The sequence below is a fragment of the Enterococcus mundtii genome (genome assembly GCF_002813755.1).
GTDB classification, from domain to species: domain Bacteria; phylum Bacillota; class Bacilli; order Lactobacillales; family Enterococcaceae; genus Enterococcus_B; species Enterococcus_B mundtii.
Genome location: NZ_CP018061.1, coordinates 1676950 through 1695737, shown reverse-complemented (window position 1 = coordinate 1695737; position 18788 = coordinate 1676950). Strand labels below are relative to the sequence as shown.

8 protein-coding genes and 1 pseudogene are annotated in these 18788 nt (G+C 34.6%); 8 read left to right on the top strand and 1 reads right to left on the bottom strand.

The annotated features are described in order from the left end of the window. The first annotated feature begins 112 nt into the window (after positions 1-112). The 7 genes and pseudogenes from EM4838_RS07935 (at position 113) to EM4838_RS17155 (ending at position 9834) form a co-directional block, all read left to right on the top strand. Positions 113-370 (top strand): hypothetical protein, encoded by a 258-nt coding sequence (locus EM4838_RS07935; protein WP_071866235.1) that lies wholly within the window; start codon positions 113-115, stop codon positions 368-370. A gap of 597 nt (positions 371-967) precedes the next feature. Beyond that, entirely contained in the window at positions 968-1858 is an 891-nt protein-coding gene (locus tag EM4838_RS07930) for a 6-phosphofructokinase (protein ID WP_071866236.1), read from the top strand. Between the two features lie 529 nt (positions 1859-2387). Then, the gene (gene rsxC / locus EM4838_RS07925) at positions 2388-3677 is read left to right on the top strand and encodes an electron transport complex subunit RsxC (protein ID WP_071866237.1); all 1290 of its coding nucleotides are present in this window, start codon (positions 2388-2390) and stop codon (positions 3675-3677) included. Next, positions 3674-4687 (top strand): RnfABCDGE type electron transport complex subunit D, encoded by a 1014-nt coding sequence (locus tag EM4838_RS07920; RefSeq protein ID WP_071866238.1) that lies wholly within the window; start codon positions 3674-3676, stop codon positions 4685-4687. The genes rsxC and EM4838_RS07920 overlap by 4 nt, the downstream gene beginning before the upstream one ends. A 272-nt stretch (positions 4688-4959) precedes the next feature. Beyond that, a complete protein-coding gene (locus tag EM4838_RS07915) occupies positions 4960-6696 on the top strand; it encodes a glycosyl hydrolase family 28-related protein (protein WP_071866239.1) in 1737 nt (578 codons plus the stop codon). Between the two features lie 391 nt (positions 6697-7087). Continuing rightward, positions 7088-7450: a DUF4180 domain-containing protein gene (locus tag EM4838_RS07910; RefSeq protein ID WP_202976742.1), complete on the top strand. Its 363-nt coding sequence runs from the start codon at positions 7088-7090 to the stop codon at positions 7448-7450. A gap of 1999 nt (positions 7451-9449) precedes the next feature. Continuing rightward, positions 9450-9834, top strand: a pseudogene (locus tag EM4838_RS17155) (zeta toxin family protein). Positions 9835-10040: 206 nt separating this feature from the next. Here the strand turns inward: EM4838_RS17155 and EM4838_RS17065 are convergent. Further along, positions 10041-10166, bottom strand: coding sequence for a hypothetical protein (locus EM4838_RS17065; RefSeq protein WP_257790702.1), 126 nt, complete (start codon positions 10164-10166; stop codon positions 10041-10043). A 523-nt stretch (positions 10167-10689) separates the two neighbouring features. On the opposite strand from EM4838_RS17065, the gene EM4838_RS07885 reads away from it, so the two are divergent. Next, positions 10690-18615 carry a QWxxN domain gene (locus EM4838_RS07885; RefSeq protein ID WP_071866242.1) on the top strand — a complete coding sequence of 2642 codons (7926 nt, stop codon included), beginning with the start codon at positions 10690-10692 and terminating at the stop codon, positions 18613-18615. Positions 18616-18788 lie beyond the last annotated feature (173 nt).

The window sequence follows — 18788 nt, the reverse complement described above, 5'->3', positions numbered from 1 at the left end:
GTCCATGTGAAGTAATATTCAGAACACCATCAATTTCGAAGAATGACTGTTAAAAGAAGACGATCAATAGTAGAACTATTGGTTATGGAGTTAAAGGAAGGGAAGAAAAGAAATGAAGTTAAACAAAACAATCGCTTATGAAAAATTAGGAAACACAATCTATTTGTCATCAGATGAGGGCATCTTTCTATTGGAGAATGAAGTAGCGACATATATCTTCGATCTTCTGACAAAGGAACAGACCCTCAAAGAAATCAAAATAAATGTAAAAGAAAAGTTTAGTCAAGCGAATGAACTGACAAAAGAAGGAACAGATTTATTTATTGAAAATTTTTTAACTGATCTGTCAAAACGATCGATCGTTTGTTAAATGAAAAGCACATTATCTCACTCTATGTTGGATCATTCAACATGAAACAGCTCTAATTGTTTGCTACCAATAAAATATACCTGTTACAGCTGAAGGTACAATAAGTTTAAAGCTGTTTTATTTTGAGCTATCGAACGATATAAATAGACTATAAGTCAAACTTGTGGTCTATTTTTTTGATTGAAAATAGATTTAAAGCCAGATTCAATGATCACCAAGAGAAGATATGTCTTTGTCTTCCTCGATTTCTAGCTGTTGCCGTGATACAAAAATATCAGAATTTGTTCTGTCGCAATTGATTCTATTTTAGTATTCCTATACTTTTCTCTACCAATAAAAAAACCTCTATGCTATATTGGAATAAATATGGTATATTTTACTTAAATAGAAAATAGCGGAAGGAAACTATGTCTATCATATGAAAATCGCAAAATTAAGTGACTTTTCCAAAAAATTTTACGATTAAATGATACCGATTACATCGGGCTGCTATTTATTTGATCGGCATGAGAAATTACTACTGTCTGAGGAAGATAGCTGTTGGAACTGACTTAGTATGGAAATTCAATGAAAGAATACAGTGAGGGGAAAACGAATATGGCGAAAAAAGTTGGTATTTTATCAATAGAAGGCTATGTAAAAGGGGGAGAGCGGTTGGTGGAACAGCTTGTGCTTTCCATACCTGAACAAGAAATCGAATTATTTGCAATCAATTTTTCTGAAGAACAATATATCCAAACAAAGCTGGATCAAAATGTAAATCATTGGCATTTATTTGATTGCTCCTATTTATGTTCAGAAACTAACCATGTAAACTATCCATTTATTCAATTGATAAAAGAGGAAAATTACGACTCCTTCGTATTATTAGGTGGGACTTCGAGTGTTGTATTTGCAAATGAGCTACGTAGCCATGGGCTTTCAGTAATCACTGTACCAGTATCCAACTATCTTGATTACCCAAGTGGTGACTATACAGTAGGTTCAGATACATTTATCAACGGCGTAACAAAAGTGATTGATCGGATCGTCGATACTGGACATTCTCATCAAAAAGTAACGTTCATCCAAATTGACGATACCATCACAGGTAAAGTCACAAGAGAACTATCTTTGACAAATGAAATCGATGTTTGTATTGCTAATCAACTTGATTTAACGAATAATAAAAAATATCTTTTGAAACATATGAATAGCCATCCTATGCATTTTTTATTGAACCGTTCAGTGAGTTCAATCGAATCTTTTGTTGAAACGTTTTGTCCGACTTTATCCGACTATAGAAGTATTGTTTTAGATAATTTAGCAATTGGACAATCGATGATCACCGCATTTGATCGAATTGCGGTAATCAAATTAGCGAATGTCATAACTGATTTACTTAACGACAGGCAATGTTTAGACGCTGAATTATATTTTTCACATGGGAAGGTGTTGTTTGAACAGAGTCCCTATCATCAAAATGTGGAAAAGCAAGCGGTGGAGTAACGATTTGTAAGCATATTGTTACAGGATAGATAGTTACGTTCCACAAAATAATTTTTGGCAATCAGGACTTGGTAAAAGGTAGTCCTCCAAATTATTTCTCGCAATCAAATCAATAAAAAATTCTAACTCAAAGCAACCCATGAGTTAGAATTTTTTTGTTATTGTCATTTAGTAAAAAAGATAAGATGAAAATTTTTATAAATTAATCTTTTATATTACGTTGTATCGTGTTATTATATTTGTTACAAATGGTTATTTTATTTACTTTTGTATAAACGGAAATAGTAAAAGATTTCACTTTTAAATCATATGATTTAATGGAGTATGGCGAATATATACTGTTTTGTTCATGTTCATGAGAGTAATGAAACAACTGTTTTATATAAAAAAATAATTGTTATTGTAGGGGGAGAAATGAAAAAAATTAGTTATCGAAAAAAATATGAATGGATCGGATTAGGTTTGCAATTAGTATTAGTAGCAATCGGTTTGATTTATTACTTTTTTATCTATCGTTAGGGGAATGAAAATGAAATTAATAGTAAAAAAAAGGTTGAATGGCGTCTATCTTGATAAAAATAAACATACAGCACAACAAGCCATCGAGAAACTAACGCCACCAAAGAAAATTATTTTACCAATGTCTATGCATCTTGGAAAACCTGCTAAAGTTGTTGTTGAAGTAGGAGATAAAGTGGCAATTGGGACACTCATCGGAGAAAAAGATGGACGAATATCTGCCAATGTACATAGTTCAGTGGCAGGAGTCGTAAAAAAAATCGAGGAGCGTATGGTCAATCATCAGTTGACTAAAGTAGTCATTATAGAAAATGACTTTTCTGATCGTATAGAATTATTACATACAAAAAATAAAGATTTACATAGCATCGTTGCGAATGCAGGAATCATAGGGATGGGAGGTGCTGGTTTTCCAACTGACATAAAGCTACTACCTCAAGAAGAACAAAAGATCCATACCTTGATCATTAACGCAGCAGAATGTGAACCATCCATTACTAGTGATAGAAGATTATTGATTGAAGATACCGAACAAATGATCAAGAGTATACAAATGATTCTGGATACTTATCAAATCCCAAAAGCAAGGATTGCGATCGAAAAATCATCTGTACAAGTGATTGAACATTTACATAAATATCTGATTGATCCAAGAATCCAGTTACATATTCTAGGGGACCTATATCCTCAAGGTGCGGAAAAATTAGTGATCAAGCATGTATTATCTCAAGAAATACCTAAAGGCAAGCTCCCTTTTGATGTCGGAGTGATCACCTTGAATGTAGCGACGATACATAGTATTTTTAGTGCTGCGTTGAAGCAGGTCGCATCCTTCGAACGGGTAGTAACAGTTTCAGGTACACCGATCAAAGAAGGAAAAAATCTACGAGTACGAATTGGCACACCAGTAGAGGAATTGATTGCTGCGTGTGGTGGATTTGTGTCGTCACCTCTTAAGGTATTGAATGGTGGTCCGATGATGGGGAAACTTATCCAATCATTAGATGAACCAGTCACAAAAACGACTAATTTGATTTTAGCATTGTCTGCAGCAGAGGCAATTATCCCCAAGGAACAAAGGTGTATCAAATGTAGCGAGTGTGTGAATGCGTGCCCAATCGGTCTACATCCGATCTTGATCAGTCAAGCGTACCGTCATCAGGATCTTCAGACAGCCGAACAGTTAGGCGTGTTGAATTGTTTAGAATGTGGTGCTTGTTCATTTATCTGCCCTTCAAAAATCGACTTACTAAAAGATATCAGAGCAGTAAAAAATCAGATCATGGAGGCAAAAGGATGAGTACGAAATATCTAGGAAACGGAACGATTAATGGTCCGCATATCCGTAATGATTGGACAAGCCAATGGAAAATGAAACAAGTGTTGATTGCCCTTATATTTCCAACGATTGGTGCTACTTACTTTTTTGGTGGGCGTCCGATAGTGATGATCATTACCAGTATCATCACATGTGTCTTACTAGAAGGGGTTATCCAAAAAGCAAGTAAACAACCGATCACAGTCAACGATTTGACTGCTGTGATCACAGGTTGGCTGTTAGCTTTGACATTGCCTACTAGTGCACCATTGTGGACAGTACTAGTTGGGGATTTTATTGCTATCGTCCTTGTAAAGCATCTAGGAGGCGGGTTAGGAAGGAACTGGATCAATCCCGCAGTAGCAGCACGAGTCCTTCTAAAGCTCTTTTTATCTCCTTGGATCACTAATTGGATCGCACCAGGACCAGATGTAATCACAACTGTGACGCCACTTGTGGCACTTGGTCATTTTTCTCGAGAAATCAGCGCGACCACACCTGAATGGTGGAAACTTTTCTTAGGGATTGATCTAGGCGGTCCAATGGGGGAAACAAGTAAACTGCTTTTATTGATTGCTGGGGGCTATTTGATCGTGCGAAAAATCATCCATCCATTCGTTCCTTTATTAACCCTAAGCTCTTTCTATCTAGCGATTTTGATTTATAGTGGGTTTAATTTCAGCTTTGCTACAGCTCATTTGCTTAGTGGAGCATTGATCATGGCAGCTGTTTTCATGGTAACAGACTATACGACTTCACCTGCAACCGATAAAGGGAAGTATTATTTCGCTATCGGCTGTGGTTTACTATGTGCCGTTTTAAGAATCGTCTTAGATTTGCCAGGGGGAATCGGCGTAGCGATTGTTGTCATGAATCTAGCGGTACCATTCATTGATCAGTGGACGATGCATCGGGTGTATGGTGAAAAAGAGTTTAAGATAACCCCGATAATTGATAAAGAAAATAGAAAAGGATTATCAAGTTTCAAGTGATAATTTATAACGAATAGGACTGTTACCCGACTAGAGAAATTTAGTCGGGTCTTTTAAGGTAAAACTGTTGCTCAACTATTTTTTTGCGAAAGAACTCAATAATTTCACCTGTGAATGAAATTATTGAGTGCAAAACTATTTATTTATCTGCTAATCTACAAATGGATATCGTTCGTTATTTTATAGTGTATTGAAACAAAAGTTACCTAACGCCAAAAATACTTCCTGTTTAGAACGATAGCCAATCACAGCTAAAAAGAATGGAGAGACAAATGAACAAACGACAACTAAAAATGATGTTATGTTTTCTGGTTCTGTTTGTAATAAGCATACCAGCAAATATAAACGCAGAAGCAACGAATGAGTTAGAGGGCCAAAAAACTTTTCCGGCTCAGCACACCGAATGGTTAGATGCAACAGATGAGACGATTTTTGGGGAGCACGCGTTGCGACGTGAGAGTTTAGAAGATCAGTCAGATCAATTACAAACGATTATTGATCACACCAATTCTTTAACAAAACAGTTATATATTCCAGCTGATACGTATATCATCAATAAAAATGTGGTGTTAAGAAGCGGTCTCAAGATCAAAGGAGAAGAAGAAAATCCAACGATATTGAAAAATGAAACAGGACAAAACGTTTATTTGTCAGATGAAAATTACCAGACAAGCCACAATATTGAGATTCATTCATTGTTTTTCGATGGAGTAGGAATTTTTACACGTTTAGCAAATAACATTACCATCAATGATAATGTGTTTTATCATCCTGTCTCTTTGTATCCGATCAACCTACAGACATCCAATGGGGCAACTATGCAAAATAATATATTTATGAGAGACCATGAACATGCCACGCCAGATACAGAAAATCGGGCAATCTATATTGGTGGTTTTTCGACGGTTGGAAGATATGAGTATATGGAAAACGTACAGATTACAGATAATCTATTTGGATTACGGATCAATGAGTTAGAGGCAATCAAGAGCTTTAGCAATCCTGAGATTATCAAAACCATCAATCGTCTACAATCTGCGTTGGAGTCTGAGCAAATGTCTCTTGAACATAACGAACAAAACTATCTTTCTTGTGGTGTCAATTCATATAGTAATTCGAAGAATGTTTTGATAAAAGATAATTTCTTCCAGCAGATGTACGAGAACGAGGATCGATATGGTGTGGTAGGTGATCATGCCATCTATCTAAGAGGATCACAGAATGTACAGGTTATAGGCAATCACGTTCGTGGATTGCACAATGGACCTTATGGTGGATTTAAATTCAAATCAGGACGTAACATCACAATCATGAATAATTATCTACGTAATACCGGTATTATTATGTATGAAACACCAGAATTTGGATTAGGAGATAGTTTTGATCAAGGTCAAGTAGCGGAGTTATCGAATTGGCTAGTAGCAAATAACGTGTTTGATTTTAAAGAGTGGCAGGATAAATACGCGATTGGGATAGAGTATAATCGGCATACTGGAAAGGACAACGTATATAATGGAGTATTTATTGATAATCAATTTATCAATTATCACAATATTCCAGCCAACCGCCGGAGAGAGCTATTGATCATGAATCAAGCTTCTGAAGGTTTTAAAGGAGAGTCAACGTATGTTTCTGGCAATACACGTGATGACACATCTGATCGACAATTAAATGTTGAGTATTGGACCTCTGCAGAGTATGACAAAATGCCAAAGAATTGGAGAAGTTTGATCGATTCTACATTGTATGATCAATATAAAGAAACGCAAATACCAATACAAGATGCATTTCCTGTTGGCCGGAGGGTTGAGATTGTTTTAGGAGAACCTTATGATCCATTTGATTTTGTTGAGCAGACCCATATAGAAGAAAATGATCGTCCTGAAATCACTATTTTGAATCCTGAAGTTCTATCAAAAGTTGGTCAACATAAGCTAGAGCTAATGCTTTCATATCCAAATGGACGAACAGTGCGTGCGATAGCAAATGTGACGGTTCTGTTTCAATAAAAAGTTTAGGTGGTCCCACAAACAAGATGAAATTTCTGGAAAAACTACTTTCTTCTAAAAGTCGGAATAATTGGAAGCATATCCGACATAAAAAGATTCAGAAATAGTCATTTTATTAGAAATACTAAGTATTACTGGATTATTTTCTATTGAAAAGGCGCTGCCAATATTCTTCGTGTTAACAAAATAAATCAATATTGTTTGAACATTAAAAATAACTCGTAAAAACCAAAAAACTGTGCAAGTTTTGGGATTTACGAGTTGTTTTTTTGTTACTTTTGTAGCAGTTGCTTCCGTAACAAACAATAAGTTAGGAAGTAAATAAATAAAAAGATCCGAAAACGAATCTGCCACTATGATATACTTAAAAAAACAAGAGGTGAGACAATTGTTGGTAAACGTAGTTGAAAAAAACAAAAAGAATATCGTAGTGATCGAAATGGAAAATCATAAACCACTGATTTTCGATACTGCATCCGCCTTAGATCTTGCAATGTCATTAAATTATCACTATCAAACAACTGATATCATTCTAAGGAAAGAAGCCATAATCAATGGATTTTATGATCTAAGTTCAGGAATAGCAGGAGAAATTTTGCAAAAATATATCAATTATGATATCCATTTAGCAATCGTTGGTGATTTTAATGAAGGCAGTCAAGCCCTGAAAGATTTTATTCGAGAAGCAAACAAAGGGAATAATTTCTATTTTGTATCAACTTTTGAGGAGGCTGTGGAGTGCTTAGGGATTTAAAAACTAATTATAAGCTTTAGAAGGTAAATAATTTGAACCAGAACTAAGAGAAGAACATTAGAATACAATTAATAGAATAGAATCCAGAACTTTTGCGTATATTTTTATAAGAAAGCCATTAAATCAAAAGGTCACTCGCTCATACGTTCCTTAAAGATTATCAAAAGTGTAATTTTGGAGAAAACTGATGAAAGTAGTTGAAAATAAAATATAGGTTTGAACCTATAGACTAAAAGAAAAGAGTGGAAAAATGAAAAAAATATTTTTGATAAGTCAAGTTCTATTAGGTGTTAATACGTTTATGTTGATTGTAATGCCCTTTATTTTGAGTGTATTGAGTAACTTATTTCCTAATTTTATTGATAGTGATATTGTACTATCATGTATAGGGGTATCGCTGTGGGGAATATATATTACTGCTCCGTTTGGTATAACAATGTTATTGGTATATACTCTACATCTTAGATACCAAGAAAAAAAGGACGATCGTTCTAAAACTTCTTAATAAGTTGAGGAGTTAAATAAGTATAGATGACAAAACTAGAAAATAAAGGAGTGATTTTTTTATATTATTTAACTTATCGGTAAAAAGACAGTTTGATACCCTTAAAAAAATTGAAAAACAATGCTTACAAAGGTATATATGATGATTAGAAACTTAGAGGAGAAATTACCTAACTAAAAAAAGAACAAGTACAGCAGGTAGTAAGCAGAGGAAATAAAAGAAACAATAAGTAAAACATAGCTCGGGTCGTAGAAAATATAATTATTGTTCAAGGTGCCATAACGTCATTACGTGGTAAAGCTTTGGCATACAATAGGCACTAGAACTAATAGCAGCATTAGCTGCTGGAAAAACTGTAGAAAATTAAGATATACTGTTAGAAAAATACAATTTTTTTGCATAAACTTTTGACTATAGATAGTGAAAAGAATTTAGGTGAATCAAAGTGATATATTTAATGGTTCGGATAAGCTTATGTTTTTTTAGTATGATGTGTTTTAGTATAGGTATTGTTTTTTTATTGAGAGTAAAAAAAGTAGTACGACTAAACCTCGGGAAAAGTCTATCAAGATCAGATTATACGAAGACAGAAGCTTATTTAACAAAGTGCAAGTTTCATATATACATAGGATTTTTTATTCTGGCACTTAACTTAATATTATTACGTTTTAACTAATAATAAACTTTTTTTATTACTCTGGTTAAAATTTGTACGAAGCCAAATTTTACTACATAATAATAACAAAAAATTGGAAATGTGGTGTACTATGTTTAAGAAAATTAGGAACATAAGTTTAGTGTTGTTTTTAATAAGTATGTTTATATTAGTATTTATACCGTTTGTATTTTTAGTTATTTTCAAAATTTTTCCTCATTTAGATGCAAGTGAAAATGGTATAGGCGCTATGCCATTACTAGCTATATTCTTAGGTGCATTTTTGTTGAGTGTAACTGGTCCTTTTATGTTTATTATGCTGATGATCGACATTGCTTGTAATCTAAAAGATAAAAATAGTCTATAAAATTAGTTATTAAAATAGATGGTTTGTATTAGATAAAGAGGTGCAATGTATACATATTAAGAACTAACTGCGAAATTGATTCATGAGTATCTATACAATTGAATAAAAACATCAAATATTAGGAACTGAACGTTTGTGATTCAAGTTAACAAAATCTTTATTAGCAATTTTAAAAAATAAAATTCTAATTATCGAATAATTATCAAAGAATTTAATAATAATCATTGTAAGATTAGTATGCGTATATAAGAGGTCGTGAAAGTGCTGGGTAGCTCCGATGATAATCAGAAAGCAATTTTGAAACAGTTTTTCATGTTTTGAAAATTGATCGTTTATTTCAAGAAGTTGGCACTTGAGCACCGTTTAAAGAGTGGTTGAAAAGTGGAACGACTTTTTGAGGTAAGGAGAAAGAAAAAATAATGAAGTAATTCAAGGTAAAAGTAAAACTACTGATCAAAAGGAAGCTATATTTATGGCTGTCACACCTGGTGCTGGAAAGACCGAGGTAGCGATTAGCCTATTAGAATTATCAGAAGATATTTGTAGAATTGATGCAGACGTTTTTCGAGCAAAGTTTCCAGTCTATACCGGTAGTAATTCTTCTGATTTTCAAAGTGGTTCATCTTGGTTAGTTGATTATTCTTTAGACATGGTTTTGAAAAATGGCTATTCTTTTAGATGGAACATTTGCAATTGGCCAAGCAAAACAGAATATTGAAAGATGTCTTTATCGAGATTATGATGTGACAATTTATTTTATCTTCCGAGATCCTCTCATAGCTTGGGACTATACAAAAATACGAGAAAAAGTATTGGGACGATTTGTTCCTAGAGTATTTTCCTTTCGGTTTCGGTGAAAGACTTTAAATGCCTTATTTGAGGGATGATTGATGCCAATGAAAAACCTGGAGCGTTGGAGGACAAGCCGTATTTCAGGGTAATGTCAAGATAAGATTTATCACTATTCAACTAATAGTATGTGACATCTTGTTTGAATTGAGAAGAGTAACTTTGTTTCGTTTTTTCTTGTGAAAAGCATCAAATTCGAGCGTCTCAACTGTTTTTATCCGTTTTTAACTGGATAGGAGTCTGGAATACTATACCGATCCGTCAATGGTTTATAAACACCTTCACTTCCTTGGTAAGCTTCAACTATCTGTTTTTTAAATGCGTAATTGTATTTAGTCACTAAAATACCCCCTAAGTTAGATTTTTCGGTCTAACTTAGGGGGGCGCACTTCATTGTTATGATGGTTTTATATTCAGTAACAACAGAAAAGATAAATCATATCCTTTGTTAAATTAGCTATGTCATCATGGTTAACCTGATGTGTGTCGAACGTTTCTATATGAAAATTACAATGGGAATTTGTAACTAAGTTTCGACAACAACTAAAGAAAAATTAAAGGAGAGGCAAACAAATCTACAGGATATAAGTTTTCTGCTTCTATCCATATTTCTTTATTGAGTATATCTGTCATCACTATGAATAGACCATTTTTTTCATCAATCATTCAAATAAAGTCACATTGGATAGTCATATTTTTTGTACAATTAACGTATATAAAAATAAAATTTTTTTAGTTTTTTTTTATTGCTATTGACGATATGCTTTTCCTTTATTTCGGTATCCAGGCTTAACACTCTCTATGATTAAAAATATGATTATTACATAATTTTTTTTATTAAAACAGATGAAGGAGTGAAAAAAATGATAATAGAAGTTTATAGGAAAAAAAATGGTGAATTTTATTATCAATGTCAAAAGAAATATAATCAGAAAGCAGAACAAAGATGGTTGAACGCTTTAGCCAATAGTATGGGACAGACGCTCAGCCCCAAGGGATTTCACAGTCCGCTAGGATTCCTTTATCTATTAAGTGTATTAGGAAATTTTCGATTATCCGATAAAGTATCACCAAATCTTCAACAAACAGGTAAAGGAGATTCTTCCGCTTTTGAAGTAGACACCTTCATAGAAGTGCGTAATCAAGAAGAATTTCTCACAGTTCAATCTTTTGTTTCAACTTCTACTTCTAACCGGTTGCATTTTCAGGCAGAAGCAGGTAACAATACGATAGTCGGACCAATCATTGAAGGGAATTCTAATAATCCTCCGATGATGTACTTAGCTGAAAAAGCTCATCAATGGAGTGTCAATATTCATCAGGTAGTTCACGGGATTTCGAAACTTGAAAATTGTACAACCAATAGTGAGTTTAACTATCGACTACATTGGGGACTGTGGCAAGTTCCCAATCATACACAATCTCACTTTAAAACAATCTGTCAGAGAGCCATCATCGATTCACAAGAAAGGCTAGGTCAACAAACTTACCGCCCAATAGACATTAAAAAGTTTCACTTTAAAAAAACTAGCACAGAAAACGACTTGCCATTTTCTATTGGAAAGGATATGACTGAAACATTAAAAACTGTTTTTCAATTCCACATGGAAGATTTATATTCTTTGTCAAATAAATATTTTTCAGTAAATGCAACTGAAGGAGCAGTATCAAATGTAGAAGAATTTCCGATAGAGAAGATTGATTTATTTCCCATTTATTTTAGTGGATTTTTAAATAGTATATTTACAGAAAAACAAGAAAATGCAAATGGATACCTTTTAATTGACTATTTTTTCCCCTTTTTCAAGCAAACTTTTCCTCCCTACTATGAAACAAAAAATTCGGAAACTACCCAAGTTAGAAAGAATATTAGACATCCAATACAACATTTCTTCCCCAACTTATTTCAACTCACTAAACATCTAGATAACAGCTCAATAGTAAAAGAACAATTTAATATGGTATGGACATTAATGGAGAAAGCAACGGAAAGCGTTGACCGATTCCTTGAAATATTGGATCCATTAAAAGTAAGAGTTGCAGAAGCGGCAACGATTCCTGTCAAATTATCCGATGGTAGAAAAAAAATATTCCCATTGGATAGAAGTGTGAACATTCCACTGAAATCATATGAAGACTTTTCGGATCATACACTAAAAAAAATCGAGTCTACGATTTCGTCTTATATGAAAAATGAACTTTCTTCAGAAAAAATAGTTGAATCACTGAGGCCAGTATGGTTTGATTTAGCGGTTTTTAGCAAGCGTGATAAGACGGAGACGGTTAATAAAGTGATTATTGAGCGTGTGTGCCAGCATGATAAGGAGTTGTGTTTGTCGAATGAATCATCGCTCAGAGAGTTGTTTCTTGCAATCCAATACTGGGGAAATAGAGGGAACACGAATCAAGATATTTTGGATAAAAGAAAACAAATTGCTCGAATCATTTTGAAAGCTTATGATCTTTCCGAAGAACATCTGACGGATAGTAGAGCCATTGAAGTATTTCTCCAATGGCGAAATAATAATATTTTTAAAAACGTTACATTTTCAATAAATAAAAATTTTGCTTTGATGAAGAACCAAACAATCATAATGGACACCCAGATGAATCAAGATAAAGCTACAATGAATGCGACTGAATTAACATTAATATCTAAAGTGACTGAAGCGATTGCGGCAAATCGTTTTCCTACAATCGATCAGGATCAACCATTGCCGATTTTTTATTATAACGAACTTCTTTTTTTAAGAAGAAACGCTACAAAAACGGTAAATAAACATCTAAAAGATTGGTACATCAAACAAGGATTATTGAGTGATTCTGTCACTGACACGGAACTGATAAAGAGACTTCAAGATAGGGTAGGAATAAGTGAAAAAAATGAAGTATCAGTTATATCAGAAAAGTTAGCAACCTTAGCTTTTTTTTTACTCAAAGCGTATGGCGTAGAAAATGTAAGGTTGGGAGATATTCTTTCTGCGACTCAATTACAGGCAATTTTTATGCAATGGAAAACAAATACGATTTTAGAGGGTAATACATACAAAAATCAAACGAATCAAACGCACATTTATCAACTAGCTCAACCGGAAACATCCGTGATGAGTCATTTCCTAGAGAAAAGAAAACATAGTGATCAAATTTATGCCGACTTTATTAATGATCGACCGCTTTCTATACCTAATACACAACCAATCATTCTTGTCTGTTACCACTTTGCTCTTTTTGAAAATCGCACCAAAACTTCTAAAGTGAACGAAGCGGTCAGGACGTTTCTCCATGAGCAAAATGCCCATTTTATTAATTCATCTACGAGTGAATTAGTCAGAAAATTGCGCGAGTGGACTTTATCAGCTGATACATATGATTTGATTATCAAAAGAGAAAAAGAGGCAGCCAATCTCCTCCTTAAAAATTATGGTATTAAAGAAACTTTTATTACCATTGATGAGGCAAGAAAGATTTTTCTCCAATGGGAAAACAATAACGCACAGAAAGGATATTTCTATAAGGAATTCAGAGAAAGTGAACGTCGTTTTGTTGGAGGGATCACTGAAGAGATAGAGGGAGAGAAAGAGACAAAGGTAAAAATTGAAGCATTTCTGAATGAAAATCATATTGATCCAGCCAAACAGGTAACCAACGAATTACAGAACCATTTTGAAAATGGAATCGATTCTACTCAAAAAGAACAAATCAATCAAAGAATTGCCACTTTCTTAACTACAAAAGGGATTCCTTGCGATATCTCTAATCTTCGTTTGTTAGTTGAAAAAGTGTCAGAATGGACATTACTTGAAGATACTACTCAAGAAACAATTGATATGGTGAAAGTGAAACAAATCGCTCGATTGATTATTGGTGAAGAACAAGATGGAGTAATCTCAGACATGGAGGCAAAAATCACTTTCATTGTTTGGCTTTCTCAAACGATTGAAGATGTCACTTCTTTAAATGAAAATAGAACATCTAGTATATTTGAACAATCAACTAGTTCGAATTCATCTGTACCCCCTGCAGATATACCTAAAGATAAACAAGATATCTTAGGAAATATTATTAATTTAAAAACAACGAGTGACGGGGATCAGTGGCGTGAGGGACGAGTAATGGAACAGGTGAAACGTTTTTTTTACAATAAAGGCCTATTAGCAAATGAAGCAACGAAAGAAGATCTATTCGTTGTAATGGGAAAATGGTTGATACGAAGTGGTGACAAACGAATGATCATACATGAAAACTTACAAGCAATCGCGATGATCATTCTTAAAGAGTTAAATCTATATGGTGGAGAATTAGAGGAAAAAATCTCCGATAATCTTGCAGAAGCTACGGTTTCCAAATGGGCTGTTGAAAATTTATTAGAAAGTTCAATCGAAGCATACATAGCTAAAAGTATACTTGCATCTTCAGATCCATCATCCTATACGATTGGACAGCTCAGAAAGCTGTTTGAGCTAGAGGAGTTGAAAAAATCGGGTTTGATCGATCCTCTACCTCGAGCACATACACTTGCTGATTCACGAAAGCAAGAGGAGGATCAAGCGAATTTAAAGAGTTTATGGATCCATCTAGTCGATCGCGTATTACCAAATTATCTTTTAGAGGCAAGTAATCTATCTGATGATTTACCGATTTCTGATTATGATACATTAATGCAGTTAACAGGTTCGATGTTATTAAAAGATGCAGGATATCTGAAACAGTTCAACCAAACGGAAATTCGAGCGTTTGGCGAGTTTTTTTGTGAGACAGTCAGTAAACAAGGCGTCGATTCACTTAATCAGTTGCAATATCTAATCACGCCAGCACTATTAGCCATTGCTCAACTCGATCCGAAGGGATTAAGTGAAGCATTAGAAAAAGGAAACCATAAAGAGTTTGCCTTAAGCACTTTCATAGGTTATCGACAGAAAGGTTATTTCAAAATTTTAGAGCTACATAAAATGATACATGTTTCTTATCAAATGTATGAAAAAGCATTCAGGGAGTGGCGTCGTAAGCAAGCGTTGGCAAAAGAAGTAGCCGAAGAATGTAGACAAAAGGGAGTAATAGATGTCAGAGGGTTTGATCAGATATATCTTAAGGGGAAAAATCCATGTCCTAAACTTTTGGACTTGCCAAATATTAATGAGAAATACACACACCTAACTAAAGCTGTTTCGAATGCCTATCACTCGTTCAATAAGAAGTTGATTGAACTGGCACTAAAAATAGTAATTCCTGAGGAGCTTAGCTTTATATTTTCGGCTGATACCAAAATTTACGAAGCTTCGGCGCAGTTGAAAAATGAAGCTCCTTATGTCGGAGGAGGTGCAGGTGCGCCGGGTATGCCACCAGTTTCCTTTACAAAACGCGTGGATTGGCTCGATACAATCCTTAAGTTAGAAAATACCAATCTGTTCGTTGCCATTTGCAACAATGAAGAACGTTTATACGCATTAAAAGCATTGGATGAAGACAGTGGGTATATGTTATATCGTGTCGATACTGATCCATTATTATATCTTAAATATGGTTTGTTTGATCAGAAGTACATTTGGAATCAAGGTTTTCAAAAAGACCGTGATGGGGTCTTGATAAATAAAAAACACTATACATTTACTGTTAAAGTCCATCGCGATAAAGAATTATCTCGTGGAACTGACGTAGAGACATTCGTCGAGAATATCAGCAGTAAGCACCGTGATGCATTCTACCGACAACTGTATGAGTCAGGAAATGACAAGTCGACAACTGAAAAAATATGGGATATGGTGAAGCATATTATTCCGTTTTACGATTGTGTGGTAAGTAGTATAAATGGACAAGTGGGTGAGGCCGTGTCTTCTTGTCTAATTGATGTTGTTCTGCTGATTCCTTTGTTTGGAACGGTTACTGCTTTGAATACGAAGTTTGTTGTGGGCGTAGCCAGAGCAATTGCACGAGGTGGATTAAGAAATGCAATAATGAGCAGTGCGAACGTAATCCCTAATCCAGCAGAACTGAGAGCTCTCATAGCAGGTGTGGCACGCTATATTGATCCCGGTTTTGAGTTAGTTGTAGGTGGGAGTCAATTAGTCATAAAAGGATTAGTGACATTAAAAAATCAAAATTTTTTAAACCATAGTATCAAAGAAATCTTGTTAAAACTAGAAAAGTTACAAAAAGAAACAACAGATTGGTCTGACATATACATCCGTACACATTTACCAAGAAATGGTCCAGAAGTTCAAGTGAAATGGGTAAAAAATAAATTATATATGAAGGTGACAGATTTAAAAAATGGCGATGTCTCTGGTAAATACTTTACTTTGAGAGGCAATCAACTAAGAGAATTTGAAGGGGCAGCATCTTTTACGCCAGAACAAAAAGCATTGATTGATCGCTTAACAAAGAAAGTAGATAAAGACGTTCCGTTTGTTGAAGAAGCGAATATTTACCCAAAGGGATATGGGGAGGGGATAGTTTATACCATACAAAATAAAGATAAATCCATCTCGTATGGTATAAAAATGAATGACCAAATTATACCTATCAGAATTGAGCCAGTGAAAGGTCATGGGGTACGTTACGATGTTATTGATGGAAATGAGATATTTCCAGTCAATTTCAATGGGGTGGAATGGTATTTTGAGCCAGGGACGTCACCCCTTCTCTCTAAAGAAGTAACAACCGTTGTTGAGAGTCAAATCAACCGATTTGAAGTGTTACTAGATCCAACTGGTCTTTCCGCTCCAGATGCGTATGGGTTGATGAGCGATGCAGCAGGAAGAACGTATATAAAAATCACACATCGGTACATTCCATTGATTTTGTTGGACATGGAAGAGAATCGATACCATTTAGTAAAAAAGAATATTCTAGAACCGCTCACTGTATTACGATTTGATTCTAGCATTCAACATTTTCGTTTTGAGACTCATTTAGAAAGAGTCTCTGTTGATCATATGAGTGCCGTGTCAAAAACTGGTGGGAAACATGAGAAGGCTAGTACCTCAAAGGTAGGTATCGCGAGCACATCACAGGAAGAGACCTCTAAAAATAGAATATTCCCACCATATAATACAATCCCTACAGGGGCAGGGAAAATAAGTGATTGGAACAAATTCAGACAAGCAGTAGTCACTCCAAATGATTACCAATTTCCAAGATATGAAGATAACGATGTGGCACTTACACCGTTAACTAGCTTTATTTCGGAGCCACAAAATTATTATATAAACGATCAAGCTTTGGTAGAAAGCGCATTGTCTCGTACAATTAACGATTTGTTGACTAAGAAAGTTTCTCAACATCAGGTAATTCCTGAAGAAGAGGGTCTAGGTGAAGCAATATCAAAAGCAATTGATGATCTATTAGATGCGGGACCTTCGAATGTCCCTATTGTGGCAACTAGTGACTTAACAGAATTAGAGGAATGGGTAGAAACATCATTTCCTAATGAAGACGTGACGCTCAATCAACCGCCAGAGCCTCTATTTACAGACGAAGATTTAGAGATTATGAAAGGATGGGTAGAGGATTCTATTGCTCAAAATATTGAAGAAGTAGCGCCTGACCTGGTACCTGAACAACCCGGTAATCCAAATGAAGGGGAAATTGAATTCGTAAAAGAAAACGAGTTGACTAGTCAAGTAGAGGAGGGAGGTACCACAAACTTTCGAGCTGACTATCGAGTATTTGTGGGCTTTGATGCCACAAAGGTTCCTGACTTTCTCAAACCATTTATCGAAGAATTATCCCAAGAGTTTTATAAAGCAGTAGAAAATTTCAGCAAAGCCAAAGAAATTTGTTCGAAATTATTAAAACAATCTACAATTGCTGAAACAAAAGTAGGGAAATATTTGATTCAAATGTTTGACTTAGTAGAAGCAACGAACCAAGAACAGGTTTTAAGAGAAATCATCAAAAGAGTCCTGTCGATCGCAGAAAAGGGGGAGTTATTTCTTCGACAGTCAGCGGATTGGGGATTTGAAAACATGTGGATTGTCTCATCTGACCTTGTTCAAGATGAAATCACACAAAACTATTATTCACAATATAATGAATATTTAAATGCGTATGCATTTGTATTTAAACAAGATGGCGAATGTCGAATCATTATTATGGCAGATGCTTTTCACTTAAAGCCAGCTATTTCTCCAGAAGAGCAGTTAAAAACAGCTCCAGAGGAAACGATTATGCATGAAGCCACACATCTTGCATCTTCGACAGATGACATTATAGCCTATACTTTACCTGCAATAGGGACAAGAAGAAGCGGAAAAGACTTGAGAGATGAGTTTCTACGTTATTATCCTAGCTTTGTACTGTCGGAGACATTTGAGAGGTTTGTTAAAAGACTAGCTCTGGAACAAAACAAACCGAATCTATCTAAAAATACTGTTGTTGAAGCACTAAAAGTAGATTCTATGTTACGAAGTAATTTTCAATTAATGGATGCAGAAATGGCAATGATCATTATTCGAGATATTGCACAAGGAAATGAGTTTGACATACGACCACGTTTTAAAAGAAGTGCCGATCATTCAAAATTAGGAAACGGATTTATGTTTATGTTCCAAGTAATGATGCATCTATGGAATTATGAAAATCTTGAAAAAAAGGTTACATTAAAAGAAATACCAAAAGATAGGCCAAAAGAAACAACAACAGAAAATGTTTTAACACCCACCTCACAAAATAGTGACAAAAAAAGTTTTGCGACCCTTGTAAATAGGGGGAAGATAATCAGTAAGATTATAAATAGCACGTATACTGGTAAGCAGTTCAAACAACAACTTAGAAGTGAGTTGAACATATAAGCGATATAGAAGCTTTGCTTGTGGCAAAGGGGCTGAGTATAAATAAAGTGGGATATGCAAAGTTTTTTGCTTTTTTAGAGATAAAAAGTTACCACCTATAGACTACTAGAAAATGACATTGAAAAATTAAGTACAGGTACTTGAAGCAATAATGCTTCTTATATCAAAAATTG